The organism is Sphingomonas sp. (assembly GCF_036387595.1).
Taxonomy (GTDB): Bacteria; Pseudomonadota; Alphaproteobacteria; order Sphingomonadales; family Sphingomonadaceae; genus Sphingomonas.
In genome coordinates this window covers 1-23,629 of record NZ_DASVTL010000113.1, presented here as the reverse complement: position 1 = coordinate 23,629, position 23,629 = coordinate 1, and the positions used below count along the sequence as shown (strand labels likewise).

Genomic DNA, 23,629 nt, shown 5'->3' with positions numbered 1-23,629 from the left:
TGATGATGATGACGCCCGCCGATCTGGACGCGTTCGCGATCGGCTTCATGCTGACCGAGCGGCTGGCGGATAGCACAAGGGACGTCTTGTCGGTCGAGCCGTTCGAGGCGGAGGCCGGTTGGATCGTCCGCGTCACTCTGGCCGATCGCTGCCGCGGACGCATCCATGATCGCGTCCGCCATCGCACCAGCGACACCGGCTGCGGTCTGTGCGGGATCGCGAGCCTGGAGCAATTGCGGCGTCCGGTCGCCCACATTCCCCCACGCCCGCGTTCGGGCGCAAGGGCGTTGTTTTCCGCCATCGCGGCCTTGCGCGACCATCAACCGCTGAATGGCGCGACCGGAGCGGTACACGCAGCAGCGGCCTGCGCCCCTGACGGCACGATCGTGGCGGCGTATGAGGACGTCGGGCGGCACAATGCGCTCGACAAGCTGATCGGCGCGACGGCCGCTTGCGGCGTGCCCGGCTTCATATTGGTGACGTCGCGGATCAGTTTCGAGATGGCGGACAAGGCGCTGGTCGCGTCCACGCCGATGCTGGTCGGCATCTCGGCGCCGACCACGCTGGCGGTCGATCATGCCCGCGCGCACGGGCTGACGCTGGTCGCATTGGCGCGGGCCGATGCGATGCTGGTGCTGAACGATCCGTGGAACTGCTTCGACGCGGTAGCGGGAGAGGGACTTGAACCCCCGACCCCAGGATTATGATTCCCGTGCTCTAACCAGCTGAGCTACCCCGCCCAACCGCATCGAAGAGCGGCGCCTATAGGAAGGGGCCGGTTAACGGTCAAGCGAACATGTGGCGCGACAGCGCTTCCCAGGGGCCGCCGCGATACCACCATGTCGCCAGCCCCACGACCTCCACATCGCGCGTGCGAAAGTCGCGCTCAAGTTCGTGCAGCAGCAGCTTGGCGATCGCTGGCTGAACCTTGTTCTGGATGGTGACATGCGCGCGCCAGCCACCCGCGTCCTGCGGTGTCAGCAACCCGCAGAACTTCTCCGCCAGCCGCGCGCGGATGTCGACCAGTTCGGGCGAGACGATGCGATAGGCCACGCCGCGGCCGAGCGACATCAACCCGGCCACCTTGGCCTGCGGCGCGCGGACGCCGCGTGTTTCCTGCGTCAGCCGGTGCTTCAACTCGGCTTCGGCCGAAGGCGGCAGATGGTGGAACATAGTGCAATGCGCGGCAAGCTGGTTGCGCTCGGGCGGAAAATGCCGCTGCCGCATCGCCTCCAGCCACGCCTGATCGGCAGGACCGAACAGCGCCGTGACGATGATGGGCGCGGGGATGGGCGCCGAAACGGGGGCGGTCAAATCTCGACCTGGCTGCCCAGTTCGACGACGCGGTTCGTCGGCAGGCGGAAGAATTCCATCGCGCTTTCCGCATTGCGGAGCATCCAGGCGAACAGCCGTTCGCGCCAGATCATCATCCCCGGCCGATCCGACGCCAATAGCGTCTGGCGCGAGAGGAAGAAGCTGGTGTCCATCATCTTGAAATCCGTGCCGCACTCATGGACGGACTTGAGCGCGGCGGGCACGTCGGCCTCCTCCATGAAACCGTAGCGCAGGATCAGGCGGTGAAATCCCTCGCCCAGCGACTCCCGGTGTGCGCGGTCGTTCTCCGGCCAATAGGGTTGCCCGGCGATCTTGACGGTCAGCAGGATCACACGCTCGTGCAGCACCTTGTTGTGCTTGAGGTTGTGGAGCAGCGCATGGGGCACGCCCTCCGCGGTCGAGGTCATGAAAACCGCGGTGCCGGGTACGCGCGACGCCGACGAGGCTGCGGAGTCGATGAAGATGCGCAGCGGCATCGCGGCTTCGCGCAAGCGGTCGATCATGAGCTGGCGCCCCTTCGACCACGTGGTCAAAAGCGTGAAGACGATCGCGCCGACGAAAAGAGGAAACCAGCCGCCGTCCGGGATCTTCGTCATGTTGGACGCGAGATACGCACCGTCGATGGTCAGAAACACGCCGACCACGGGCCAGGTCACGAGCCGCGGCCACTTCCATACACGACGCGCCAACACGCCGAGCATGACCGCGGTGATGAACATCGTACCCGTGACCGCGATGCCGTAAGCCGCGGCCAGATTGCTCGATTCCCGGAAGCCCAGCACCAGCAGGATCACCAGCACCATCAGCGTCCAGTTGATGAGGGGTACGTAGATCTGGCCTGCCGTGGACTCGCTGGTGTGCAGGATGCGTAGGCGCGGCATCAGCCCGAGCTGAACGGCTTGCTGGACGACGGAGAACGCGCCCGTGATGACCGCCTGGCTGGCGATGATCGTGGCCATGGTCGCCAACAGTACCAGCGGCAGGCGATAATCCTCCGACACCATCAGGTAGAACGGGTTCGCGGCGGCTTCCGGGTGGCCCAGCAGCAGCGCGCATTGGCCGAGGTAATTCAGGATCAGCGCAGGAAACACGATCCACAGCCAACCCATCGCGATCGGCCGGCGGCCGAAGTGACCCATGTCAGCATAGAGCGCCTCTGCGCCCGTCACCGCGAGCACCACCGATCCCAATGCCAGAAAGGCGAGGCCGGGATCGTTGGCGAAGAACCGCCAGCCCCAATGCGGGCTCAAGGCTTCGATCACTTCGGGCCGATCGACGATGTTGGCGACGCCCATCACGGCGAGGACGAGGAAGTAGACGAGAATGATCGGCCCGAACAGCTTGCCGACGGTGTCGGTGCCCTTCGCCTGAAAGACGAACAGCCCGATGAGGATCGCGATGGAAATCGGCAGAACGTATGGCGTGAACCCGGCGTTGACGACCGACAGCCCCTCGACTGCCGACAGCACCGAGATGGCGGGCGTAATCATGGCATCGCCGAAGAACAGCGCGGTCGCCATCAGCCCGAGCATGACCAGGCTCGCGGTCCAACGCCCGCCGCCATCGAGCCGCTGGATCAGCGCGAGCAACGCCAGGCTGCCGCCCTCCCCCTTGTTGTCGGCACGCATGATGAGGAAGACGTATTTAATGGTGACGATGAGGATCAGCGACCAGAAGACGAGGCTCAGCACGCCGTAGATGTGCAGCTTGTCGACGGCCAGCGGATGGTGGCCGACGAACACTTCCTTCAGCGCGTAGAGCGGGCTGGTGCCGATATCGCCGAAGACGACGCCGATCGCGCCGAGCGCCAGCTTGATCCCGCCGCTCCCGCCGTGGCCCCCTGCATGGCCGTCGTCGGGGGGCGCGGCAACATTGGCGACATCGGTCATCAGGTCAGCGGCCCCGCAAAAACGGCCGGCCGGCAGAATTCCGCCCGGAAGCCGGGGCGTTTAGCATGCACGGGAAGGACCGTGCAACGGCGCGTGGGCGACGCTATAGCCGGCACATAGCCATTGCAGCGAGGATGCCATGAAGGTCGGAGTTCCCCGGGAGATCAAGAATCACGAATATCGCGTCGGGCTGACCCCGCCATCGGTCGCCGAACTGGTCGCAGCCGGGCACCATGTCGTCGTCGAGACCGGCGCAGGGCTGGGCATCGACTTCGAGGATGCGGCCTATATCGCCGCGGGCGCGACGATCCTGCCGGATGCCAAATCGGTCTTCGCGCAGGCCGAGATGATCGTGAAGGTCAAGGAGCCGCAGCCCTCGGAGGTCGCGATGCTGGAGCCGCGGCACCTGCTGTTCACCTACCTCCATTTGGCAGCCGACAAGCCGCAGGCGGAGGGCCTGGTCCGGTCGGGCGCGACGTGCATCGCCTATGAGACGGTCACCGCGCCGCGCGGGGGCTTGCCGCTGCTCAAACCGATGAGCGAGGTTGCGGGGCGCATGTCGGTGCAGGTCGGCGCGCATTATCTGGAGAAGGAACAGGGCGGGCGCGGCGTGTTGCTGGGCGGTGTGCCGGGCGTCGCTCCGGCCAAGGTCGCGATCCTGGGCGGCGGCGTTTCCGGGATCAACGCCGCGCAGATGGCGGTCGGGATGCGCGCCGACGTGACGATCTACGACATCAACAACGACCGGCTGGCCGAACTGGACATGTTCTTCTCCAGCCAGATCAAGACGGCCTACGCGTCCAAAGCGGCGATCGCGGCGGCGGTGAAGAACGCGCATCTGGTGATCGGCGCGGTGCTGGTGCCCGGTGCCGCTGCGCCGAAGCTGGTGACGCGCGAGATGTTGAAGACGATGAAGCGCGGTTCGGTGATGGTCGACATCGCGATCGACCAGGGCGGCTGTTTCGAAACGAGCCACGCGACCACCCACGAAGACCCGGTGTTCGAGGTGGACGGGGTGATCCATTATTGCGTGGCGAACATGCCGGGCGCGGTCGCACGGACTTCGGCGTTTGCGCTCAACAACGCGACTCTGACCTTTGCGCTCAAGCTCGCCAACCTGGGTGCCGACGCAGCGATGCGCGCCGATCCGCATCTGGCGGCCGGGCTGAACGTGTCGCAGGGCAAGATCCGGCATGCAGCGGTGGCGGAGGCCCTGGACATGCCGTTCGAGGCATGGAGCTGATCGGGAACGAATAAGGAACAGAGGTGTTGATCGTGGCGAAAGGAACACGCCATGACCGACAATCCCAAGACCGAACCCTTCTCGAACGCGGAAAAGAACCCGGACGACTGGACCACCGGCGACGAGGCGATGACCGGTGCGCAGGCGAGTTATCTCAAGACCCTGTCGGAGGAAGCGCATGAAGATTTCGACGATACGCTGACCAAGGCAGAAGCGTCGAAGGCGATCGACGCGCTCCAGGAGAAGACCGGGCGCGGTAAATAGCCCTCAGCGCGGCGGTGGTCCGGCGTCCTGCCCGGCCTTCTGCATTTCGATCAACCGGTCGAGAATTGCGAGACGTAGCGCGATACCCTGTCGATACGATCTTTTTGGTGGCGACAGCGCCAGCGCACGCGCCCAGAGCGGCCGCGCTGCCGCCAGGTCTCCCTCCCGAACATGGGCCAGCCCCTGAAAGAATGGCGGCGCGGGCGAAGTGGGGGCCAGCCGCCGCGCCTGTTCGAACGCGAAGCGCGCTGCTGGAGAAACCTGGCCTCCGTCGTGCCGGGCATACGCGCTGCCCAATGCAGTCCACAGCGCGGCGCTGCGCGGGATTTTGCCTATGCCGCCCAGCAGCACCCGCACCGCCGAGCGATCATCACCGCGCGCGATCATTGCATCGGATGCGATCAGATAGGCGCCGTCTAACGTGAAGCGATCGTACATGTCGTCGCGGAGCGCGATCATCGCCGGATCATCCGGCACTGCCGCAGCACCCGCCACCGCCGTTCGACCCACGAGGGCCGGGCTGCCTTGCAGCGCATAACCCGCACCACCGAGCATCAGCGCGGCCCCGGCGAACGACCATAACCGGCGGTTCACCCCGAGCAAAGCCAGCATCCCCATGGCCACCGCGGCGAGCAGTAGGAGCCAGAGCCAGCCCATCACCGCTTCCGCCGGAAGCTGGCGCGCGCCACCAGCAGGCCGATCGCAACCAGCACGAGCGGCGCGATCCACAGCGGTGCGGTGGCGGCGGTCAGCGGCGGATCGTAGGTCACATAATCTCCGTAACGCGCGACCAGCCAGCCACGCACCTGCTCCGGCGCCTCGCCCGCCGCGATCCGGCGGCGGACGAGGGCGCGCATGTCGGCCGCCATCGGCGCGTCGCTGTCGGCGATCGACTGCCCTTGGCACACCACGCAGCGCAAGGTCTCCATCAAGCCCTTGGCGGCGCGTTCGCGGGCCGGGTCGGCGATCTGGGTATCGGCCATCGCTTCGGACGGCGTGCCCTGCGCGGCGAGCGCGGTGGAGACGAACAGCAGCGGGAGAAACAGGCGCTTCATCGTGGCGCGGCCCGGACGGCGGCCGCGAGGCCGGCGACATCGTCGGCGCGGATGTCGCCGACATGCTGCGACACGATACGGCCCTGGCCGTCGATCACGAAGCTCTCGGGCACGCCCGACGAGCCCAATGCCAGCTGCACCGTGCTGCGCGCGTCATCGCCGATCGCGGCATAGGGATCGCCGTTGCGGGCAAGGAACTCGGCCACCGCGGGCGCGGTATCATGGATCGCCACCGCGTCGATGCGGATGCCCATGCGCTTGAGCGCCAGCAGCTGCGGGGCTTCGGCGACGCAGGGGATGCACCAGCTCGCAAAGACGTTGAGCAACCGCGGCTCCCCGCGTGCGAAATCCTTGGATGCAACTCCAGGCTTGCCAGGGACAAGCGGCGGCAGAGCGAACGCGGGGAGCGGTTTGCCCGCAAGTGCCGAGCGCACGGTGCGATCGGCGGGCTTGTGCAAGCCGGCTGCCACCGCGATCGCGAGCAGCGCGAACACCGCCAGCGGCGTCCAGATCAACCACCGCCTCACGCCCGCCGCTTTCGCATCCGTCCGACGAGCGACAGCATCCCGCCCAAGGCGACCAGCGCCCCGCCGAGCCAGATGAGGGTGACGAATGGTTTCCACCAGAACCGCATCTGCCAACGCCCGGTGCCGTCGGGCTGACCCAGAACCGTATAGAGCTGCCCATCGAGCCTCGTGGCGATGGCGCTCTCGTTGGTGGCGGTTGGCGGAGTCGCGAAGAAGCGCGATTGCGGGCGAAGGATCAGCGAATCGTCACCACGGGTCGCCGTCAGCCGAGCTTCGAGCGCGGACCAATTCTCTCCGATGACCGGCGAGATGCCATCGAAATGGACGGTGTACGGCCCCACTTTGGCGAACTCGCCCGCCCGCAGTGCCACCAGCCGTTCCGCGGTGAACGCCGCGTCGCACGCCATTCCCGCCAACGCGATCGCGATGCCGAGATGCGCGACGACCATGCCCCAGGTGAACAGCGGCGTGCGCGCCAGATTGCGCTTCCACAAAGGCGCGACGCTCGCCGCCGCGAGGCCGACCGCCAAAGCGATTCCGGCGAAAGGCAACGGGTTCATCGGCAGCGCGAAGACGACCAGTGTCGCACCCGCGAACGCGGCCGCCGCGATCGGCCAGGTGAGGCGCGCGATGACCGCCTGCCCCTCATCGCGCCGCCAACGGATCAAGGGGCCGGCCGCCATAACCGCGACGAGCACCAACGCCACCGGCCCCGCCGCGCGGTTGAAGAAGGGCGGGCCGACCGACAGCTGTCGCCCAAACGCCTCGGCCACCATTGGATAGAAGGTGCCGATCATGACGATCCCCAGGATCACCGACAGGAGCAGATTGTTGGCGACCAGACCGCCCTCCCGGCTCACCACCTCGAAGGTCGTACCCTGACGAACCGTGCCGATCCGCGCGCCGAACAGCGCAAGCGCGCCGCCGATGTAGAGGCAAAGGAGGACGAGGATGAAGGTGCCACGCGTGGGATCGACCGCGAACGCATGGACACTGGTCAGCAGCCCGGATCGCACGATGAAGGTGCCGATCATCGACATCGAAAACGCCACGACCGCCAGCATGACCGTCCAGGCGCGCAGACCATCGCGCGTGGCCAATACGCTGACCGAGTGAAGCAGCGCGGTGGCCGCCAGCCACGGCATCAATGAGGCGTTCTCGACCGGATCCCAGAACCACCAGCCGCCCCAGCCCAGTTCGTAATAGGCCCAATAGGAACCCGCGGTGATCCCCAGCGTCAGGAATATCCACGCACCCAGCACCCAGGGGCGCATCGCGCGGGCAAAGGCCGGTCCGACGTCGCGCGTGACCAGCGCACCGACTGCGAAGGAAAACGCAACCGAAAGCCCGACATAGCCGAGGTAGAGTGTCGGCGGATGGAAGGCCAAGCCGGGGTCTTGCAGCAGCGGATTGAGGCCCAATCCATCGGGCGCGGCGACCGGCAGACGCGCGAACGGGTTGGAGGCAAAGAGCAGGAAGGCATAGAATCCTAGCGCGATCGCGGCCTGCGCGGCCAGCGTCGCGATCAGCGTTCGCTCCCCGATGCGCCGCTCCAGCAGCGCGACGCCCGCACCCGCGACGCCGAGAATGGTCACCCAGAGCAGCATCGAGCCTTCGTGATTGCCCCAGGCGCCGGCAAACTTGTACATCCACGGCTTGGCCGAGTGGCTGTTCTCCACGACCAGCTTGACGGTCATGTCGGACGCCAGGAACACTGCGACCAGCGCGGCCATCGCGATGGCCACGAGTACGCCCTGAACGATGGCGACCGGCCGGACGGCGGCGGCAATCGCCGGGTCATCGGTGCGCAACGCGAGCGCCCCCATTACGATCTGCAATGCAGCCAGCGCCGCGGCGAGCCACAGCGCGGCAAGGCCGGCTTCGGCGATCATGGCTCCAGCGTCCTGGTTTCGTGCATCTTGCCCGCGATCTGCGGCGGCATGTACTTTTCGTCGTGCTTGGCGAGCAGGTTGCTGGCCACGAACGTGCCGTCACGCTGGAACGCCCCTTCCGCGACGACGCCCGAATTCTCGCGGAACAGGTCGGGGACAATGCCGGCAAACACCACCGGGATCGTCGCGCGACCATCGGTAACCACGAAGCGGACGGTCACGCCGTCCGGCGCTCGGGCCATCGATCCGCCTGCGACCATCCCGCCGAGCCGAACCGCACGGCCTACCGGCACACCCTCGCGACGCACGTCCGACGGCGCGTAGAAGAAGGACGCCTGCTCGCCCAGCGCGGACAGCGCCAGCAGGCCTGCGCCGACGACCGCCGCGAAGGCGAGCAGCGCCAGGGTCAGTCTTTGATGCTTGGGCTTCATCTCTCCGCCCGCCGCATGGCCAGCCAGCACGCGGCGACCAGCACGGCCGTGCCGCCCAGCGTGAGCACATAGGCTGCGGCGACGAACGGCCACGGGTTCATGCTCGCATCCTCACGCGCGGGCCATACGGCGCATCCGCGCTTCCGCCTTGGTACGCGCGAGCGCGGTGCGCATGCGCATCAGGACGATGCCCGCAAAGATACAGGTAAAGCCCAGCAGCATGATCGGCAGCGGCCAGAGGATCGAGGAATCGATCGACGATCTGGTCAACCCGATACTCGGCCCCTGATGCAGCGTATTCCACCAAACCACCGAATAGCGGATGATCGGCAGCAGCACCGAACCGGCAATGCCGAACAGCGCAGGCACGCGGCCATCGCCCCCACGATCGGCGTCAGCTCGCGCCAGCGCCATATAGCCGCAATAGACGAAGAAGAGCAGCAGCATCGAGGTCAGCCGCCCGTCCCACTGCCACCACGTTCCCCAGGTCGGACGCCCCCAGATCGCGCCGCTGACGAGACAGATACCCGCAAACGTCGCACCCGGAAGCGCGATCGCGCGCGCCGCGACATCGGCCAGCGGGTGCCGCCAGACGAGATACGCGATACTCGCCAGCGCCAATCCGCTCCACCCGCCCATGCCGAGCCAGGCGGCCGGGACATGGACGTAGAGGATGCGTACCGTCTCGCCCTGAAGATAATCCGGCGGCGTCTGCGTCAGCCCCGCCCAGCTGCCGATCGCGACCAGCAGTGTGCCGAGTCCCATCAGGATCGGCGTCAACGGCCGCGCGATCTTCAGAAAGCGCGCGGGGTTCGCAAGGGCATGGAAAGCAGGCACGGTTACGCACCATTAGGTCGGGCGCGGGCGCCTGTCACCCGCCAACCACGCAGTTCGAGGCGCTAGAGTCGAACGCGACCAGGTTTGCTCTCCCCTCCCCTTCAGGAGAGGGGCTGGGGGTGGGAGCTCTCCACAAGCGACACCGCCCGCGGCGCGCCCCCACCCCACCCCCGCCCCTGAAGGGGAGGGGCTATCGCGTATCAACTGGGTCGCGAACGACTCTAGCGTCCGATCAGCCGCATCGCGATGCGATCGGCGACGTCGGAGGACGGGTCTCCCGTACTTGCGCTCTCGTCCCAGACCTCGTCCAGCCGCGCGGGGATGCGATCGATCCGCGCGTTGACTTCCATCCCGTCGCCGAGGCCGAGATATTCCAGACCCACGTTGATGATGCCGCCAGCGTTGATGACGTAATCGGGCGCATAGACGATCCCGCGCTCATGGATGCGACGGCCGTCCTCGCGGGTCGCAAGCTGGTTGTTGGCTCCGCCGGCGACCACGGGCGCCTTGAGCGCTGCAATCGAGGCTTCGGTCAGGATCGCCCCCAAAGCATTGGGGCTGACCACGTCGACGTCAGAACGCAGGATCTCGTCCGAGGACACGGTCGTCGCTCCCAAGTCGGCGGCGAGCCGCTCGGCCCGCGCGGTATCGACGTCGGCCAGCGTCAGGGCCGCGCCATCGGCGGCCAATAACCGGGCCAGGCCGCCGCCGACCGATCCAACGCCCTGGATCGCGACCCGCACGCCGCGCATGTCCGCGGCGCCCAGCCCACGCCTGGCGGCTGCCTTCACCCCCAGATAGACGCCGCGTGCGGTGTACGGCCCCGGATCGCCGCCCGCGCTGCCCGCCGCGACGGGCAATCCAGAGACATGGCGCGTCTGGCCCGCGATCACCTTCATGCTGGCCTCTGACATGCCGACATCCTCGGCGGTGACGTAGCGGCCACCCAGCGACTCGACCGAGCGGCCGAATGCTTCGAGTTGTGGCGTACTGATCGCGCCGCCCGTACCGCCTGCCAGAACGACGCCCTTGCCGCCGCCCATGGGAAGACCCGCCATCGCATTCTTGAAACTCATGCCCCGCGACAAGCGCAGCGCGTCGGTGATCGCGCCGTCGCTGGTAGGATAATGCCAGAAGCGCACGCCCCCCGCCGCCGGCCCGAGATGGGTCGAGTGGATGGCGATCACCGCCTGCAACCCGGAGGCGGGATCGGTGAAGAGATGGACGCCCTCATGGTCGTCGAAATCGGGGAAGCCCCAGCGCATGTTGATCGGCCCTTGGTGGAAAACGGCACCGGCCCGCGTGCCCGGCCGGCCCCTTCCTCAGCCACCCGAGGAGCGGCGTGGGCCAGCGCGCGTGCCGCGTCCAGCGAAGCTGGAGAAATGGGGCGACCGACGGGACTTGAACCCGCAACATCCGGCATCACAAGCCGACGCTCTAACCAATTGAACTACGATCGCCGCGAGACCCGCGCCCCTAGCGGCCCCGGTCGCCTCGCGTCAAGCTATCGGAAGCGGCCTTCGATCGAAAGCACATAGCCCCCTGCCCCCTGGACGAAGCCGAGGGTGGCCAACCGCGCGAGCCCGGCAGCATCGGCAGGCTGAAGCGCGACGGTGGCGCGGTAGCGGCCATCGCCGTCGATGCGCAGATCGACCCGCTCGGCCCCTGCCTGGCTAGACAGCGGAACGAGAAGTGTCTTACCCTCGCAGCGGATTGCGCCACTGAGTGCCTGCGGAAGCGCGACGCCTGCGAAATCGCCCGCCAACGTCGCTCTGACGCGGCCCTCCGCCGCCATGCACGCGCCGTCTTCGAAACGCACGCTGACCGCATCGAGCATCAACGCCGTCACCGGCAGCGGCGCGAACAGCCTGCCCGGCGCGATCGTCGCGCTGAGATCGTCCGCCCGCACGCCTGTTCGGCTTACCCCTAATGCGCCGTGAAGCGTCTGGACGGGCGTATCGGTCACCGAATCAAGCGCGATCCGCGCACGCCCGACCAGCAGCGGCCAGGGAGAAAGATGGGCATCGAGATCACCCAGCGCCACGTCCCCGAAGCGAGCGTCGCGCAACCGCCCGGCCCACACGCTGCCCTCTGCCGCCCGCGCGGAAAGCCCGGCATCGCCGACCCCCGCGATCCCCAATATGAGGCGGAGCGGCAGGAACGCGATCAGAGCGAGCAGCACAAATGCGCCGAACAGCGCCGCTGGCGCCGTGGCGAGGCGGATGCGCCTCATGCGACGCGTGCCTTGAGGACCAGTACCGCACCGACCGTACGGTCGCCGTGGTCGGTGAGCGTCGCCGAATCGATCAGGATGCCGCGAGCTTCGAGCCGCGCAAGCCAGCCCGCGAGCGCGCCTGGTCGCGCCGACTGGATGGTCGCACGGACGCGGTCGGTGCCCTGCCGATCCACCGTCGCCAGCGCGAAGCCCGCGTCCGCCGCTTCGCTGCGGAGGATTTCCAACAGGTCACCGGTCAATGGCGGCCTGCGTCGAACCGTCTGGAGGCGGTCGACGCGGGTCATCGTCGTCCCCAGCCGATCGACCGCGCTCGCGTGACGTTCACGCGTACTCGACAGCGCATCGCGCACGGGCAGCACGATGCCGGCCCAAAGCAGCGTCACCAGCGCGAGTGCGAGCGCCACCAGCAGCAGCCGGCGCTCACGCAGCGACCGCGCCGCGAACCACGCGCGCAGCCCCATCATGGCGCGGTCACCGTGAACTCGCCGCTCACCCGTCCGCCTGTCGCCTGGAACACGCCGGCGCGCACATCCAAACCGCGTGCCGTGATCGCGCGCTGAAGGTCGGTTGCCAACGCCTCGCGCTCGCATGAAATGCCCAGCCGCAGGTCGCCGTTGGCCTGGAAATCGAATGCGGTCAGTTCGGTGCCCGGCGTCGCGCGGACGGCATCGTAGATCGTCGCGACGGTGGCGCTGTAGCCCAGGCCCGGCCCGCGCACCTGCGACAGTCGCTCGTCGAGCTGGCGATCGGCATCGGTCACGGTTTCGCCGCGCGGCAGGCCGGTTCGCGCGAGCGCATCGGCGCGTGCCGTAAGCGCATCGGCGGCCAGGCTGTACCGGGCGATGCGGACCAGGTCGATCGCCAGCGTCACGCCCAGGATCGCAAGCCCCAGCAGCGCGAGCCGCCGGACCAGCGGCCAGTCGATCGCACGCCGCCGCCGACGCGCGAACGCCCCTTGCCGCAGATCAAGCGCCGGGGATGCTACCGCCGCGATCACCGCCGCCTGGACGGCGGCGCGGTCGAGCGTGGCGGGGACTTCTCCGCCGGTGACGAGTGCGGTGAGCCGCGCCTCGTCCGCAAAGCCGGTCGCGCGGCCGCGCACGGCGGGAAAGCCCGCGATTTCGCCACGCACGAAGCCGTGATCGGGGCGCGGCAGGAGCATGGGTGCAGGCAACACCGCTGCCGGATCGACTCCGGCAGCGGCCAGGTCGGCCAGCCAGGCCCGCATCATATCGCCATCGACCACCGCGATCGGGCGCTCGCCCTGGCCCTCATCGCCGATCGCGACGTGCAGGTCGGCGACCGGCGTAGCGCTCGCCTCGGCGGCCAGGATACGTGCGGCCGCACTCGCCTGGGCGGGCGAGCGCGAGGGTAGTTCCGCCCAATGGAGCGCCACTGCATCGGCAGGTGCGATCGCGACCACCGGCGCATCGCCCGGCGGCACGCCGTCGCCTTGCGCGACCACGCGCTCGTCGGCGATCCGCCACCAGCGGTAGCCGGAATCGCCAGCGGGAAGGAAAAGCAAGGTCGTCACGATCGCTCACCCCATTGCCGGGTTGCGAGCCGCGCGGGAAGCCTCGTCGCGTCGATCAGCGCATGTTCCTCAAGCGTGGACGTGCCGAGGCGGACATCGATCGTCAGCGCGAACCATGCCGTCTTGACCGCCGTTTGCCCCGCCGCCTCGCCGGAAGTCAGCGACGACAGCGCCGATTGGGTCCAGAAGGCGGCGGTATTGGCATAGCCTTGCGCAGGTCGGGACAGCAGCGCGCGGCGCGCAGTCTCGACCGGCAAGGTATCGGGCAGCAGCATGGCGATGAGCGGCGCCTGTTCGGGAAGCAGGGTGTTGACGTTGATTGGCGCAGGCGTGGCAGACGGAAGCGTGCAGACCCAGGGGCGCACCGCCGCATATACCTCCGGCGTCATGCCGTTCAGCGCGCGCAGTTCGCTGGGATCACCCATCAGCGTGCCCGCAGTGCGATAGGAGGGATCGCGGCTCAGGTAGGTCGCATCCTCGGCACCACCGCCCTGCTGTTCGCCATCGGTGTCGATCCAGTCCGCTGCCGATCCCGCCACCTGATCGGCAACCTGGGGCGGCGTGCCCGTCAGCCGCATCAGCCGCGCGAAGATCAGGCGTTGCGCCGGAGCGCTCTGGTACACGCCCGGCGCCAGGGCATTGACCAGGCCGTTGAGGTTGAAGCAATTGGCGCCGTCGACCACCCGCACGCTGGCGGTGCCGCCCCCTGGCAGAGGCAGGGTGAACGGGCGGTCGCTCCATCCGCCGGCCAGCGTCGTGCGCGTGGCGCCCGTGCCTGCCAATGCGCCTACCCGCGCCAGCGCCAGCGCCTCGGCGGCCTGAGCATAGCTGCGCAATTGCTCGGTAATGCCGGCGTTGCCCGCGATGCGCGTCGACAACCGCAGCTTCTCCAGCGCGGTCGCGGCGATCACCGCCACGATCGCCACGAGCAGCAGCACGGTGAGCAGCGCAGCCCCCTGCTCGCGATGATGCACCCGCTCAGCCACCGGTCGCCGCCGGAGGCGCGTAGCCGGTGCCCACGAGGAACATCTGGCGCCATGTCGTGCCGTCCTCCCGGACGATCGAGAGTTCCGCCGCGTCGGGCAGCGGCGCGCCACCGGCTCCGTCCCAGCGGTCGCTCCACGCGCCGCGAAATCGGTAGCGCAGTTGGGCGCGGCGAACGCGGGTCAGCAGCGTGGCCGGGGGGAACGGCTGTGCTCCGTCCAGCATGGGATAGCCGATCCGCTCGAGCGCACCCGAGGCGACGCGGTACGTCACCTTCTGCGCGGAGGGCCGCGGCGCCGCATCGACGTTGCTCCAGCCCAGCCGCACGAGTGCCACCGTCGTACCCTCCCCCAGGAAGGCGGGGCGAAGCGTACCGCTTTCATCGCGCGACGGACGGTTGATCGCCTGGGCGAGGTCGGCCGAGAGGATGGATATGGTGCGGCCCATGGCCGCCGCATCGTCGAGCTTGTCGCCGGTCACCGCCTGCGCACGCACGCTGAACGCCAGGATCGCTACCCCGGCAGACGCGATCATCGCGAAGATCAGCAGGGCGACCATCACCTCGACCAGCGTGAAGCCGTGTTCGGCAGAGCGCCGAACGGGCGTGAAGTCGGGTTGCGAGTAGCGGATCATGGTGCCGTCGTCGCGGGGCGTACCGCAGTCGCCTGTGCCACGATCTGTCCCGTGCGATCGGTTACGGCGACGTCGATCCGGACGATACGCGCATCGCCGGTGCCGGAAACGCGGCGCGTCCAGTTCCAATCGCGCCCGCCGTTTGGGCCGCGTCCGTCCGACCGGCCGACGACGGGCGGCTGCGCCTGGGTCACGGCGTCGGTGGCGACGGTACGCGCCACCATCTGCGCGGCGATCGTCGTGTCGAGCGTCGCCGCTCCGCGGATCGTTGCGCCCTGCAGGCGCATCAGCGCCATCGCGACGAGGCTGAACACCACGAGCGCCACCATCACTTCGATAAGGGTGAAGCCGCGAGACCTAGCCATCCACGTTAACGCTGCCATCGGCGGTGATCCTCACGGTCGCGGTGTCGTCGTCGCGTGTGAGGCGGAGGTCGGCGCCGCGATCGGCCATGCCGGTGGTGTCGAAGATGATCCGCAATCGCCCCGCACCGTTGCCGTTGGAGGCACGGGTGCGCTCATCCCAGCGCTCGACCCGCAGGGGCTTGTCCGCGATCGGCACCCACCCGCCGTCGATGCGCTGGTCGAAACCATAACCGCCGCCGCTGATCCAGACCGCTGTCGGCCGGCCCCCGACGATGGCGAGATCATGCGCCGCACGGGCCCGCACGGCGAAGCGCGCCGCCTCCTCGCTGACGCGACCGCGCGAAGGGATCGCCAGCATCGCAATTGCCGACGTAAGCGCGATGACGGTCAGGACGACCATCAGTTCGACCAGCGTGAAGCCGTGTTCGGCGGAACGCCTCACGGGCGTGAAGCCGTGTTCGGCGGAACGCCTCACGGGCGTGAAGCCGTGTTCGGCGGAACGCCTCACGGGCGTGAAGCCGTGTTCGGCGGAACACCTCACGGGCGTGAAGCCGTGTTCGGCGGAACGCCTCACGGGCATGAAGCCGTGTTCGGCGGAACGCCTCACGGGCGCCACACCTGGCTTACTGCCAGCTGCCGATGTCGGCATCGATCCCCTCGCCGCCTTCCTTGCCGTCCGCGCCATAGGTCCAGACGTCGGCCTCGCCATGCTGGCCCGGCGAGGCATAGAGGTAGGCGCGGCCCCAAGGGTCGTCCGGCAGACGCTTGACGTAGCCGCCGCGCTGATAGCGCGATGCGTCGGCGCCGGCGGGTGCGGCGACGAGCGCCTGGATGCCCTGCGACGTCGTGGGATAGGTGCTCATCTGGAGCCGGTAGAGTTCGAGGCCGTTCTCGATCGTGGCGATGTCGGCCTTGGCCTTCTGGATGCGCGCGGTGTCGCCCGAGGGCAGGACGTTGAGCGCTACGATCGTCGCCAGCAGGCCGATGATGACGATGACCACCATCAGCTCGACGAGCGTAAAACCCTCCTCGTTCCTGCGGCGCTTCTTCTGTGGGATACGCATGGAAACCTCTATTGCCCTGCCAGCGTGTTGAGCTGGAGGATGGGAAGCAGGATGGATAGCACGATCGTCGCGACGATGCCGCCCATCAGGACGATGATCGCGGGTTCGAGCAGCGACAGCGCGGTCGCGGTGAAGCGGTCGAACTCGCGCTCCAGGTAGTCGGCGGCGCGCTCCAACATTTCGTCGAGCCGCCCGGCCGCCTCGCCGCTGGCCGCGAGATACGTCAGCAGCGGCGGGAACACGCCCGCGCGGCGCATCGCGGCCGACAGGCTGCCGCCGCCGCGAATCGCATCGACAAGGCTGTCGGACGCGACGCGCAGGCGCCGGTTGTGGATCGTGCCCGCGGTCAGCGTCAGGCCTTCCAGCAGCGGCAGACGGCTGGCCACCATGGTGCCGAGTGTGCGCGCCATGCGGGCGGCGTGGAGATCACGCAGCAGGCGGCCGAGCAACGGCACGCGCAGCAACCAGGTGTCGAAGGACAGGCGGATCGACGGCTGCTTCAGCGCACGCCAGGCGGCAAAGGTCACTATCATCGCGCATAGGAGCATGATCCACCACCAGCCGACGAGGACATCCGAAATCCAGATGATAATGCGAGTCAGGAGCGGCAACTGCTGGCCGACGGTGTCGAACTGCTCGACGACCTGCGGAACCACGAACATCATCAGCGCGGTGACCACGCCAAGGGCGACGAGCGCGAGAATGGCGGGATAGGCGAGCGCGGTGATGAGCTTGCCGCGGATTTCTGCCTGGCGTTCGAGCAGCGCGGCGAGGCGATCGAGGATCGTCGGCAGGGTGCCCGAACTCTCCCCGGCCGCCACCATCGCGCGATAAAGCGGCGGAAAGCTCTTGGGCGCGCGTGCCATCGAATCGGCAAGCCGGCGGCCCTCCACCACCCCGGTGTGGACCTGCGCGACGATCGCACGGACGCCCTCCTGCTCGGTCTGCTTGGTGATCGTGCGCAGCGATTCCTCCAGCGGCGAGACTCGGTTGAGGGTCGCAAGCTGGCGGGTGAAGAGCGTCAGGTTCTTGCCCGACATCTTCGGGCTGCCGAGCTGGAGGCCGAACAGCGGGCGTGCCTTGGGCGCGGGCGGTGCGCCGGGTTCGAGGCGGACGACGTAGAGACGGCGCGAGTCGAGCGCCGCGCGGGCAGCGTCCGACGTATCGGCCACGACGTGGCCGCGACGCTCCTGGCCACGCGTGTCGATGGCGAGATAGTCGAAGTCAGGCACGTGATCCTCCCCGCTTCGCGGGGAGGGGGACCAGCCGCAGGCTGGTGGAGGGGGCATGCCGCAAGGAACGCGCTCGCGGCGAGCCCCCTCCACCACCGCCTTTGGCGGCGGTCCCCCTCCCCGTGCCGGGGAGGATCGAGAAAGCATCACACATCCGCCACAACGTCCGTGGCGTCGCGGCGCGATACCCGCACCGCCTCCTCTGCGGTCGTCTCCCCCCGCTCCACCATCTCGCGCGCCGCGACCGCGAGGCTCGGCCCGCGGGCGAAGGCATGGGCGGCGATCGTGTCTTCGCCGGTGCCCTCGTTGATGGCACGGCGGACGAAATCGTCGACGCGCACCGCTTCGAACACGCCGACGCGGCCCTTGAAGCCGGAACCGTTGCACGCCGCACAGCCCGCCGCCTCATGGACGATCGTGTCGGGCGCTATCCCCAGCAGGGTGGCGACGGTGCCCTTAGCGCGTACCGGTTTGCGGCAGGCGGGGCACAGCCGCCGCACCAGCCGCTGCGCGATCACCGCGCGCAAGGTGGACGCGAGCAGGAAGGGTTCGACCTTCATGTCGCGCATGCGGGTGATCGCGCCGATCGCATCGTTGGTGTGGACGGTCGAGAGGACGAGATGGCCGGTGAGCGACGCCTGGACCGCGATCTCGGCGGTCTCGCGATCGCGGATTTCGCCGACCATGACGACGTCCGGGTCTTGGCGCAGGATCGCGCGAAGCCCGGCGGCGAAGGTCAGGCCGACCTTGGGATTGACTTGCGTCTGGCCGACGCCGTCCACCGCATATTCGACCGGGTCTTCAACGGTCAGGATGTTGCGGCTGCCGTCGTTCAGCCCGCGCAAGGCCGCGTACAGCGTCGTCGTCTTGCCCGAGCCGGTCGGGCCGGTGACCAGAATGATGCCATTGGGTTCGGCCAGCGCATCGGTGAGCAGCGCGTGGAGCGACGGCGTCAGCCCCAGCGCCGCCAGGTCGATGCCGGCGTTTTCCTTGTCGAGGATGCGCAGCACCACGCGCTCGCCACTGCGCGACGGCAGCGTCGAGACGCGGACGTCGAGCAATTTGCCGCCCAGCGTCAGCCCCATGCGCCCGTCCTGCGGCACGCGGCGTTCCGCGATGTCGAGCCGCGCCATGACCTTGATCCGGCTGACGACCACGGGCGCGACATGGGGCGGCATGCGCATCGTTTCGCGCAGCACGCCGTCGATGCGCATGCGGACGACGAGCCCGGTCTCATAGGGTTCGATGTGGATGTCGGACACGCCGTTGCGCGTGGCGTCGGCGATGATGCCGTTGATGAGCCGGATCGCGGGTGCATCGTCGGCGGTGTCGAGCAGGTCTTCGGCGGTCGGCATGTCGCCGGCGAGCAGATCGAGTTCGCCGATACCGCCAAGCGCCATCGCGCTTGCCTGACCATCCATGGCGTAAGCGGTGGCGAGCAGGCGATCGAAGACCGGGGCTTCGACGAAGGCGACATCCAAAGGGCGGGCGAGGTGGCGGCGGAGTTCGAGCAGGGCGCGCGGGTCGGCACCCTCGCGCATCGCGATGTGATCGCCGTCGAGGACGACGCCGAATTTGCGGGCGAAGTGATAGGGGATGGTTTTCGCCATTGCGACATGCGCGGGAAAGTCCGCATCATCCTCACCCTTCCCACCGCCTGTGGCGGCGGGCCCCTTCCCTCTCCCATCGGGAGAGGGAGGAGGCGGCGAAGCCGCGGAAGGGTGAGGGTGATCCACGGGCTTACCATGCCCAAAGGCTCCACCGGTCCCGAGAATCACCGCTTCTTCTCGGGCATGCCGCGGTAAACCGGAACCGCGATATCGGGATCCTCGACATTGCCGCGCATCGGCGCGCGGGGGATCGGGGGCGCTGCATTCATATAGTCGCGGACCAGCTGGTCGATCGAGGGTTCGACGCCGGGATCGGCATAGCCCTGAAGCGCGCGCAGATAGCCGTAGCGTTGTTCGGTGATGCGGCGGCTGTCCGCTGGCGTGCGCAGGATCGTCGGACGGATGAAGACCATCAGATTGGTCTTCGTTCGCGAGCGCGCCTTGGATCGGAACAGCGCGCCCAACCCCGGAATGTCACCGAGCAGCGGTATCTTCTCGATCGTGCGGCGTTCGGCGTCGTCGAGCAGCCCGGCAATCACCATGATGCTGCCGTCGTCGACGGTGAAGGTGTTCTCCACCCCGCGCTTGTTGAAGATCAATTCGCTGTTGTCGCTCGATACCGGACCGGCGACCGAACTGACCTCCAGCCGCAGATACACTTTCAGCGAGCCCGACGAATTGACCTGCGGCTTCACGTCCAGCTGGATGCCGACGTTCTGACGCTGGACGGTGCGAAAGGCATTGTCGAAATTGGTGCTGAGCGCCTGCCCCGTGGTCACCGGCACTTCCTGACCGACCAGGATATGCGCCTGTTGATTATCGAGCGTCGTCAGGTGCGGCACCTGGAGCAGGTTGGAACTGGTGTCGCTCTTCACCGCATTGATGATCGCGCCGAACACGGTGTTGCCGATCGTGCCGCCGAACCCGCCGAACCCGCCGCTGGTGCCGAGGATCGATGAGATCGCGGATTGCGCCAGCGTGTCGCTGGCCGCGTTGTTGGTCTGCGTCGTCGTTGTGCCGCCGTTGATCGTGGTCGTCGTCGTCGCCAGTTCGCGCGCACCGATCGCGCCCGCGATAGTCAGCAGATTGGGCGCGGTATTGCTGTAGGTCGACGCGGCGAACGCACCGCCCGAAAGGCTGCCGAGCAGGAATTGCGCGCCCAGCCGGGCCGCAGTGGCGTCCGATACCTCTGCCACGATCGCCTCGACCTGCACCTGTTCGCGGCGCACGTCCAACTGGCGGATGACCTCCGACAATTGCCGCTGAATATCGGCCGGTGCGGCAATGACGATGGCGTTGGCCCCGGCGAAGCGGGTCACGACCGCAGCTGTACGGCCGCCTTGCGTGCTGATCGCGGCCTGCTGACCGTTCGCGCCGCCCACCCCACCTCCACCGCCGCCGCCGGTCTGCGGTTGCTGCACGGGTGCGGGGGCGCTGATCGACTGCGGTGAGGAGGAGTTGCCGTTGCTCTGCTGGAAGCTGCCGCGGGTCAGCGTGGTTTCCTGCACCGGATCGGGGGTCTGGCCGACGAGCTGCTGGAGTACCGGCAGGAGCTGTTCGGCGTCGGCATTCTCCAGCGCGACGACGCGGATCTCGGTGCCGCTGCGCGCCTTTTGATCGAGATCGGCAGCAACCTGCGCCAGTCGGGCGACCGTGGAGGGATCGCCGCGCAGCACGATCGAATTGGAGCTTTCGATCGCGACCACCGATGTGCCGGTGCCGCTGGTCGCGGCACCCTGCCCGCCCGCAGGCGCCGCGCCGGTGCCGAGCAGCCCGCCAAGCGCGGCGGCGATCTCCTTGGCGCCCGCGTTGCGCAGGGTGACGACGCGGGTGGACGCGGTGTCGGTGTCGATCCGGCGCAGCACTTCGCGGATGCGGCGGATGTTGTCGGCGAAATCGACGACGACGATGCTGTTGCCCGCGCGATTGGCGGTGACCGACCCTTGCGCGCTGACCAGCGGGCGCACCGTCTCGACCGCGCTGGTCGAATCGATCGAGCGCAGCCGCACGACCTCGGTGACATAGGCGTTACGGTTCGCGCCTGCCGAACCGACGCGGCTGGGCTGCGACGCGGCATTGTCGAGCGGCTGGACGCGAAAGGCGCCCCCCGATGTCGGCACCGCGACCAGGCCGTTGGCGCGCAGGGTGGAGAGGAAGACCTCGAAATATTCCGAGCGGCTCAAGGGACGATCGGTGACCACGGTCACCTTTCCCTGGACGCGATTGTCGATGATGAAGGTGCGCCCCGTCACCTTTGCGGCATCGGCGATGAAGGCGCGGATGTCGGCATCGCGGACGTTGAGCGTAGTTTGCGCCTGCGCCGCGGCAGGAATCTGGGCGGCGAGTAGGAGCGCGGCGACGGGCGCCAAGATGGTCTTCACTTCGCTGGCCCCGCGATGGTGATGGCGAGCGGCAGGGTCTCCTGCCCTCGCTCGACGGTGATCGGGACGTTGCCCCCGGCGGCATAATCGCGGGTGATGCGCTCCAGATCGTCGGCGCCGCTGACCGGGCGACCGCCGAGCGCGGTGACCACATCGCCGTCGCGCAGCCCCGCCGCACGGAACGCCGCCCCCGAACCCTGCGACCGCACGACCAGGCCGCTCACCCGGCCCCGGTCGATGCGGGGGATGAAGCCAATATCCTGGCGCAATTGGGCCACGGTGACGCCCGCGCCGGGTTGCGGCGGCAGGGCACCACCGGGCTGCGGAGGCGTCGCGCCGCCTGACTGGTCGAGGAACAGGTCTTCGGCGGTGCCGCCACGGTCGATCGTGACGTGATCGAACGCGACCGCCTTCAAAGTCACGCCAGGCTGTATTTCCTCGCCCACCGCGATGCTGCGTTGCAGGCCATCGGCGCCAGCGAGAATCGCGGAGCCACGGCCGGACGCCTCATCGACGCGGATGCCGTAGAGGGTGAGCTGGAGCGAGGTGACGACCGCGGGGCCTGCCGTCGCCCCCAGCCGGAAGAAGGGATCGAAGCCGGTCAACGTCGCGACCGGCGAGGCGACCTCCGCCACCGCCGCCGGGCGCCACTCGCCGAGCGGCGACACCGGGGTCAGGATCGCCCAGACCAGCCGCGCAGCCTGCACCGCCAGCCCCGCCAGCAGCAGCAGTTCTGCCGCCGAATAGACGTTCACCGCAGGCAACCGCCGCAGGATCGCGCGGCTGCGCGCGTCGAGTTTCAATCGCATCCGTTCATCCGTCTCGCCTGCGCAACGCATGGCATGTTACGGCCCGGCGTCAATCTCTTGCAACCGCGCGCGGGTGGGGCAGCGTCGAAGCTCGACGCATTTCGCCGCCGTTTCCCACCCTTGCTGGCCAGGCGAAGAGCGCCGCGGCAAAGCCGCGTCGGACGGGAACGAAGTCCCGCCGGCCGGGCTTGCTCGCGCTCGCGCTTGCTGCGCCTAGAAAGTCGCACTCACTCCCAGCGAGAATACCCGGCCCAGGTCGTAGCGATTAATGAATACCTCGTTGCCGTTCGGGAAGGTCTGGCTTTCGCGGTACTTTGTGTGCGTCAAGTTACGCGCCTCGAACTTCACCTCGAACTGCCCCTCGCCAAGCGTGATGCCCTGACGCACGACCAGGTCGAGGCGGACGCCGGGGCGTTCGACGATGTCGGGCTGGAAGCCGATGCCCGACAGGTTGGACGGTCCGCGGTTCGTCACGCGCTCGCTGGCGTAGTTGAAGAGCAACGTCGCCTGCGACAGCGCAGCGGTGTCCTCCACGCCGACCTGAAGATTGACCAGATGATCGGACTGGCCGGTCAGCGGCGCGCCGTTGCGGAACTGGCGCCCCGCCGGACCGAAGCCGGCCTGGCACCCGCCCAGCGTCTGGGTCAGTACGTTGGGAACGCAGCTATCATCGGCGGTGATCGACGACTTTGTATAGGTGTAATTGGCGACCAGCACGCCGCGCAGCGTCGCAAACGCATCCCCGCCGAGGCCGTTGAGCGGCACGTACTTCTGCATCTCGACCTCACCGCCGTACAGCCGCGCGCGCGGCAGATTGGTGAAGCCAGTCTGGAGGCGGTCGTCGGCCCCGGTGTAGAAGCCGACCTGCTCAACGGGATTGTCGATCCGCTTGTAGAATCCCGCCAGTGTGAAACGCTGGTCGCGTGCGAAGAACCATTCGTAGCGCGCTTCGAGATTGTAGAGCTTGGTATCGCTCAGCAGCGGGTTGCCGAAGAACAGCCGATCCGAATCGGGGTCGCGGAACTGTTGGGGGGCCAACTCGCGGAACTGCGGGCGCGAGAGCGTCTTGCTGGCGCTGGCGCGCAGTTGCATGTCCTGCGCGAAGTTCCAGGTCAGCGTCGCGGCGGGCAGCAGATAATCGTTCTTCAGCCGGGTCGTCGCGGTACCGGCCGGCGTCACCCGCTCGTCCGCGGTCTCGTAACGGATGCCGATCACCGCACGCAGCCCGTCCGCCGCCTCGGCCTCCGCCTGCGCATAGCCCGCGTGGATGCGAAGCGAAGCGTCATAGGCAAAGGCGCCCAGCGGCGT

General features: G+C 68.1%; 25 protein-coding genes and 2 tRNA genes. 3 read left to right on the top strand and 24 right to left on the bottom strand.

The window, feature by feature from the left end:
- Positions 1-2 precede the first annotated feature (2 nt).
- The gene (gene fdhD, locus VF643_RS13055) at positions 3-707 is read left to right on the top strand and encodes a formate dehydrogenase accessory sulfurtransferase FdhD (protein ID WP_331043900.1); all 705 of its coding nucleotides are present in this window, start codon (positions 3-5) and stop codon (positions 705-707) included.
- On the opposite strand, the gene VF643_RS13050 is transcribed toward fdhD, so the two are convergent.
- From VF643_RS13050 to VF643_RS13040, 3 genes are all read right to left on the bottom strand, one after another.
- Positions 667-740 (bottom strand) — tRNA-Met (locus VF643_RS13050). The genes fdhD and VF643_RS13050 overlap by 41 nt on opposite strands.
- A gap of 46 nt (positions 741-786) precedes the next feature.
- Positions 787-1,314: a 2'-5' RNA ligase family protein gene (locus VF643_RS13045; RefSeq protein ID WP_331043819.1), complete on the bottom strand. Its 528-nt coding sequence runs from the start codon at positions 1,312-1,314 to the stop codon at positions 787-789.
- Positions 1,311-3,227, bottom strand: coding sequence for a potassium transporter Kup (locus tag VF643_RS13040; RefSeq protein WP_414713867.1), 1,917 nt, complete (start codon positions 3,225-3,227; stop codon positions 1,311-1,313). Before VF643_RS13040 ends, VF643_RS13045 begins: the two co-directional genes overlap by 4 nt.
- Before the next feature lie 136 nt (positions 3,228-3,363).
- Between VF643_RS13040 and ald the strand changes: the two genes are divergently transcribed.
- Entirely contained in the window at positions 3,364-4,467 is a 1,104-nt protein-coding gene (gene ald, locus VF643_RS13035) for an alanine dehydrogenase (protein ID WP_331043817.1), read from the top strand.
- Between the two features lie 51 nt (positions 4,468-4,518).
- A complete protein-coding gene (locus tag VF643_RS13030) occupies positions 4,519-4,731 on the top strand; it encodes a DUF3072 domain-containing protein (RefSeq protein ID WP_331043816.1) in 213 nt (70 codons plus the stop codon).
- A 3-nt stretch (positions 4,732-4,734) separates the two neighbouring features.
- On the opposite strand, the gene VF643_RS13025 is transcribed toward VF643_RS13030, so the two are convergent.
- From VF643_RS13025 to VF643_RS12925, 21 genes are all read right to left on the bottom strand, one after another.
- Positions 4,735-5,388 carry a hypothetical protein gene (locus VF643_RS13025; RefSeq protein WP_331043815.1) on the bottom strand — a complete coding sequence of 218 codons (654 nt, stop codon included), beginning with the start codon at positions 5,386-5,388 and terminating at the stop codon, positions 4,735-4,737.
- Positions 5,388-5,786: a cytochrome c-type biogenesis protein gene (locus VF643_RS13020; protein ID WP_331043814.1), complete on the bottom strand. Its 399-nt coding sequence runs from the start codon at positions 5,784-5,786 to the stop codon at positions 5,388-5,390. Before VF643_RS13020 ends, VF643_RS13025 begins: the two co-directional genes overlap by 1 nt.
- Complete coding sequence (locus tag VF643_RS13015; protein WP_331043813.1) at positions 5,783-6,313, bottom strand: redoxin family protein; 531 nt, start codon at positions 6,311-6,313, stop codon at positions 5,783-5,785. The genes VF643_RS13020 and VF643_RS13015 overlap by 4 nt, the downstream gene beginning before the upstream one ends.
- Positions 6,310-8,205 carry a heme lyase CcmF/NrfE family subunit gene (locus VF643_RS13010; RefSeq protein ID WP_331043812.1) on the bottom strand — a complete coding sequence of 632 codons (1,896 nt, stop codon included), beginning with the start codon at positions 8,203-8,205 and terminating at the stop codon, positions 6,310-6,312. The genes VF643_RS13015 and VF643_RS13010 overlap by 4 nt, the downstream gene beginning before the upstream one ends.
- A complete protein-coding gene (gene ccmE, locus VF643_RS13005; protein ID WP_331043811.1) occupies positions 8,202-8,636 on the bottom strand; it encodes a cytochrome c maturation protein CcmE in 435 nt (144 codons plus the stop codon). The genes VF643_RS13010 and ccmE overlap by 4 nt, the downstream gene beginning before the upstream one ends.
- Before the next feature lie 111 nt (positions 8,637-8,747).
- Positions 8,748-9,473, bottom strand: coding sequence for a heme ABC transporter permease CcmC (gene ccmC / locus VF643_RS13000; RefSeq protein ID WP_331043810.1), 726 nt, complete (start codon positions 9,471-9,473; stop codon positions 8,748-8,750).
- A 221-nt stretch (positions 9,474-9,694) separates the two neighbouring features.
- Positions 9,695-10,738 carry a Glu/Leu/Phe/Val family dehydrogenase gene (locus VF643_RS12995; RefSeq protein ID WP_414713862.1) on the bottom strand — a complete coding sequence of 348 codons (1,044 nt, stop codon included), beginning with the start codon at positions 10,736-10,738 and terminating at the stop codon, positions 9,695-9,697.
- A 118-nt stretch (positions 10,739-10,856) separates the two neighbouring features.
- Positions 10,857-10,933: transfer RNA gene (locus VF643_RS12990), tRNA-His, on the bottom strand.
- A 44-nt stretch (positions 10,934-10,977) separates the two neighbouring features.
- Complete coding sequence (gene gspN, locus VF643_RS12985; protein WP_331043809.1) at positions 10,978-11,706, bottom strand: type II secretion system protein N; 729 nt, start codon at positions 11,704-11,706, stop codon at positions 10,978-10,980.
- Positions 11,703-12,173, bottom strand: a complete 471-nt coding sequence (gene gspM / locus VF643_RS12980; protein ID WP_331043808.1) for a type II secretion system protein GspM — start codon at positions 12,171-12,173, stop codon at positions 11,703-11,705. Before gspM ends, gspN begins: the two co-directional genes overlap by 4 nt.
- Positions 12,170-13,243, bottom strand: a complete 1,074-nt coding sequence (gspL, locus tag VF643_RS12975; RefSeq protein WP_331043807.1) for a type II secretion system protein GspL — start codon at positions 13,241-13,243, stop codon at positions 12,170-12,172. The genes gspM and gspL overlap by 4 nt, the downstream gene beginning before the upstream one ends.
- Positions 13,240-14,229, bottom strand: a complete 990-nt coding sequence (gene gspK / locus VF643_RS12970) for a type II secretion system minor pseudopilin GspK (RefSeq protein WP_331043806.1) — start codon at positions 14,227-14,229, stop codon at positions 13,240-13,242. Before gspK ends, gspL begins: the two co-directional genes overlap by 4 nt.
- Positions 14,222-14,860: a type II secretion system minor pseudopilin GspJ gene (gene gspJ, locus VF643_RS12965; RefSeq protein ID WP_331043805.1), complete on the bottom strand. Its 639-nt coding sequence runs from the start codon at positions 14,858-14,860 to the stop codon at positions 14,222-14,224. The genes gspK and gspJ overlap by 8 nt, the downstream gene beginning before the upstream one ends.
- Entirely contained in the window at positions 14,857-15,225 is a 369-nt protein-coding gene (gene gspI, locus VF643_RS12960; protein WP_331043804.1) for a type II secretion system minor pseudopilin GspI, read from the bottom strand. Before gspI ends, gspJ begins: the two co-directional genes overlap by 4 nt.
- On the bottom strand, positions 15,218-15,667 hold the full coding sequence (locus VF643_RS12955; RefSeq protein WP_331043803.1) for a GspH/FimT family pseudopilin: 450 nt from the start codon (positions 15,665-15,667) through the stop codon (positions 15,218-15,220). The genes gspI and VF643_RS12955 overlap by 8 nt, the downstream gene beginning before the upstream one ends.
- Positions 15,668-15,848: 181 nt before the next feature.
- Positions 15,849-16,289, bottom strand: a complete 441-nt coding sequence (gspG, locus tag VF643_RS12950; RefSeq protein ID WP_331043802.1) for a type II secretion system major pseudopilin GspG — start codon at positions 16,287-16,289, stop codon at positions 15,849-15,851.
- A gap of 8 nt (positions 16,290-16,297) precedes the next feature.
- The gene (gene gspF / locus VF643_RS12945) at positions 16,298-17,521 is read right to left on the bottom strand and encodes a type II secretion system inner membrane protein GspF (RefSeq protein WP_331043801.1); all 1,224 of its coding nucleotides are present in this window, start codon (positions 17,519-17,521) and stop codon (positions 16,298-16,300) included.
- A gap of 146 nt (positions 17,522-17,667) precedes the next feature.
- Positions 17,668-19,131: a GspE/PulE family protein gene (locus VF643_RS12940; protein WP_331043800.1), complete on the bottom strand. Its 1,464-nt coding sequence runs from the start codon at positions 19,129-19,131 to the stop codon at positions 17,668-17,670.
- Between the two features lie 164 nt (positions 19,132-19,295).
- Complete coding sequence (gene gspD, locus VF643_RS12935; RefSeq protein ID WP_331043799.1) at positions 19,296-21,512, bottom strand: type II secretion system secretin GspD; 2,217 nt, start codon at positions 21,510-21,512, stop codon at positions 19,296-19,298.
- Positions 21,509-22,321: a type II secretion system protein N gene (locus tag VF643_RS12930; RefSeq protein ID WP_331043798.1), complete on the bottom strand. Its 813-nt coding sequence runs from the start codon at positions 22,319-22,321 to the stop codon at positions 21,509-21,511. Before VF643_RS12930 ends, gspD begins: the two co-directional genes overlap by 4 nt.
- Positions 22,322-22,534: 213 nt before the next feature.
- On the bottom strand, positions 22,535-23,629 hold a 1,095-nt coding region (locus VF643_RS12925), incomplete at its 5' end, for a TonB-dependent receptor domain-containing protein (RefSeq protein WP_331043797.1).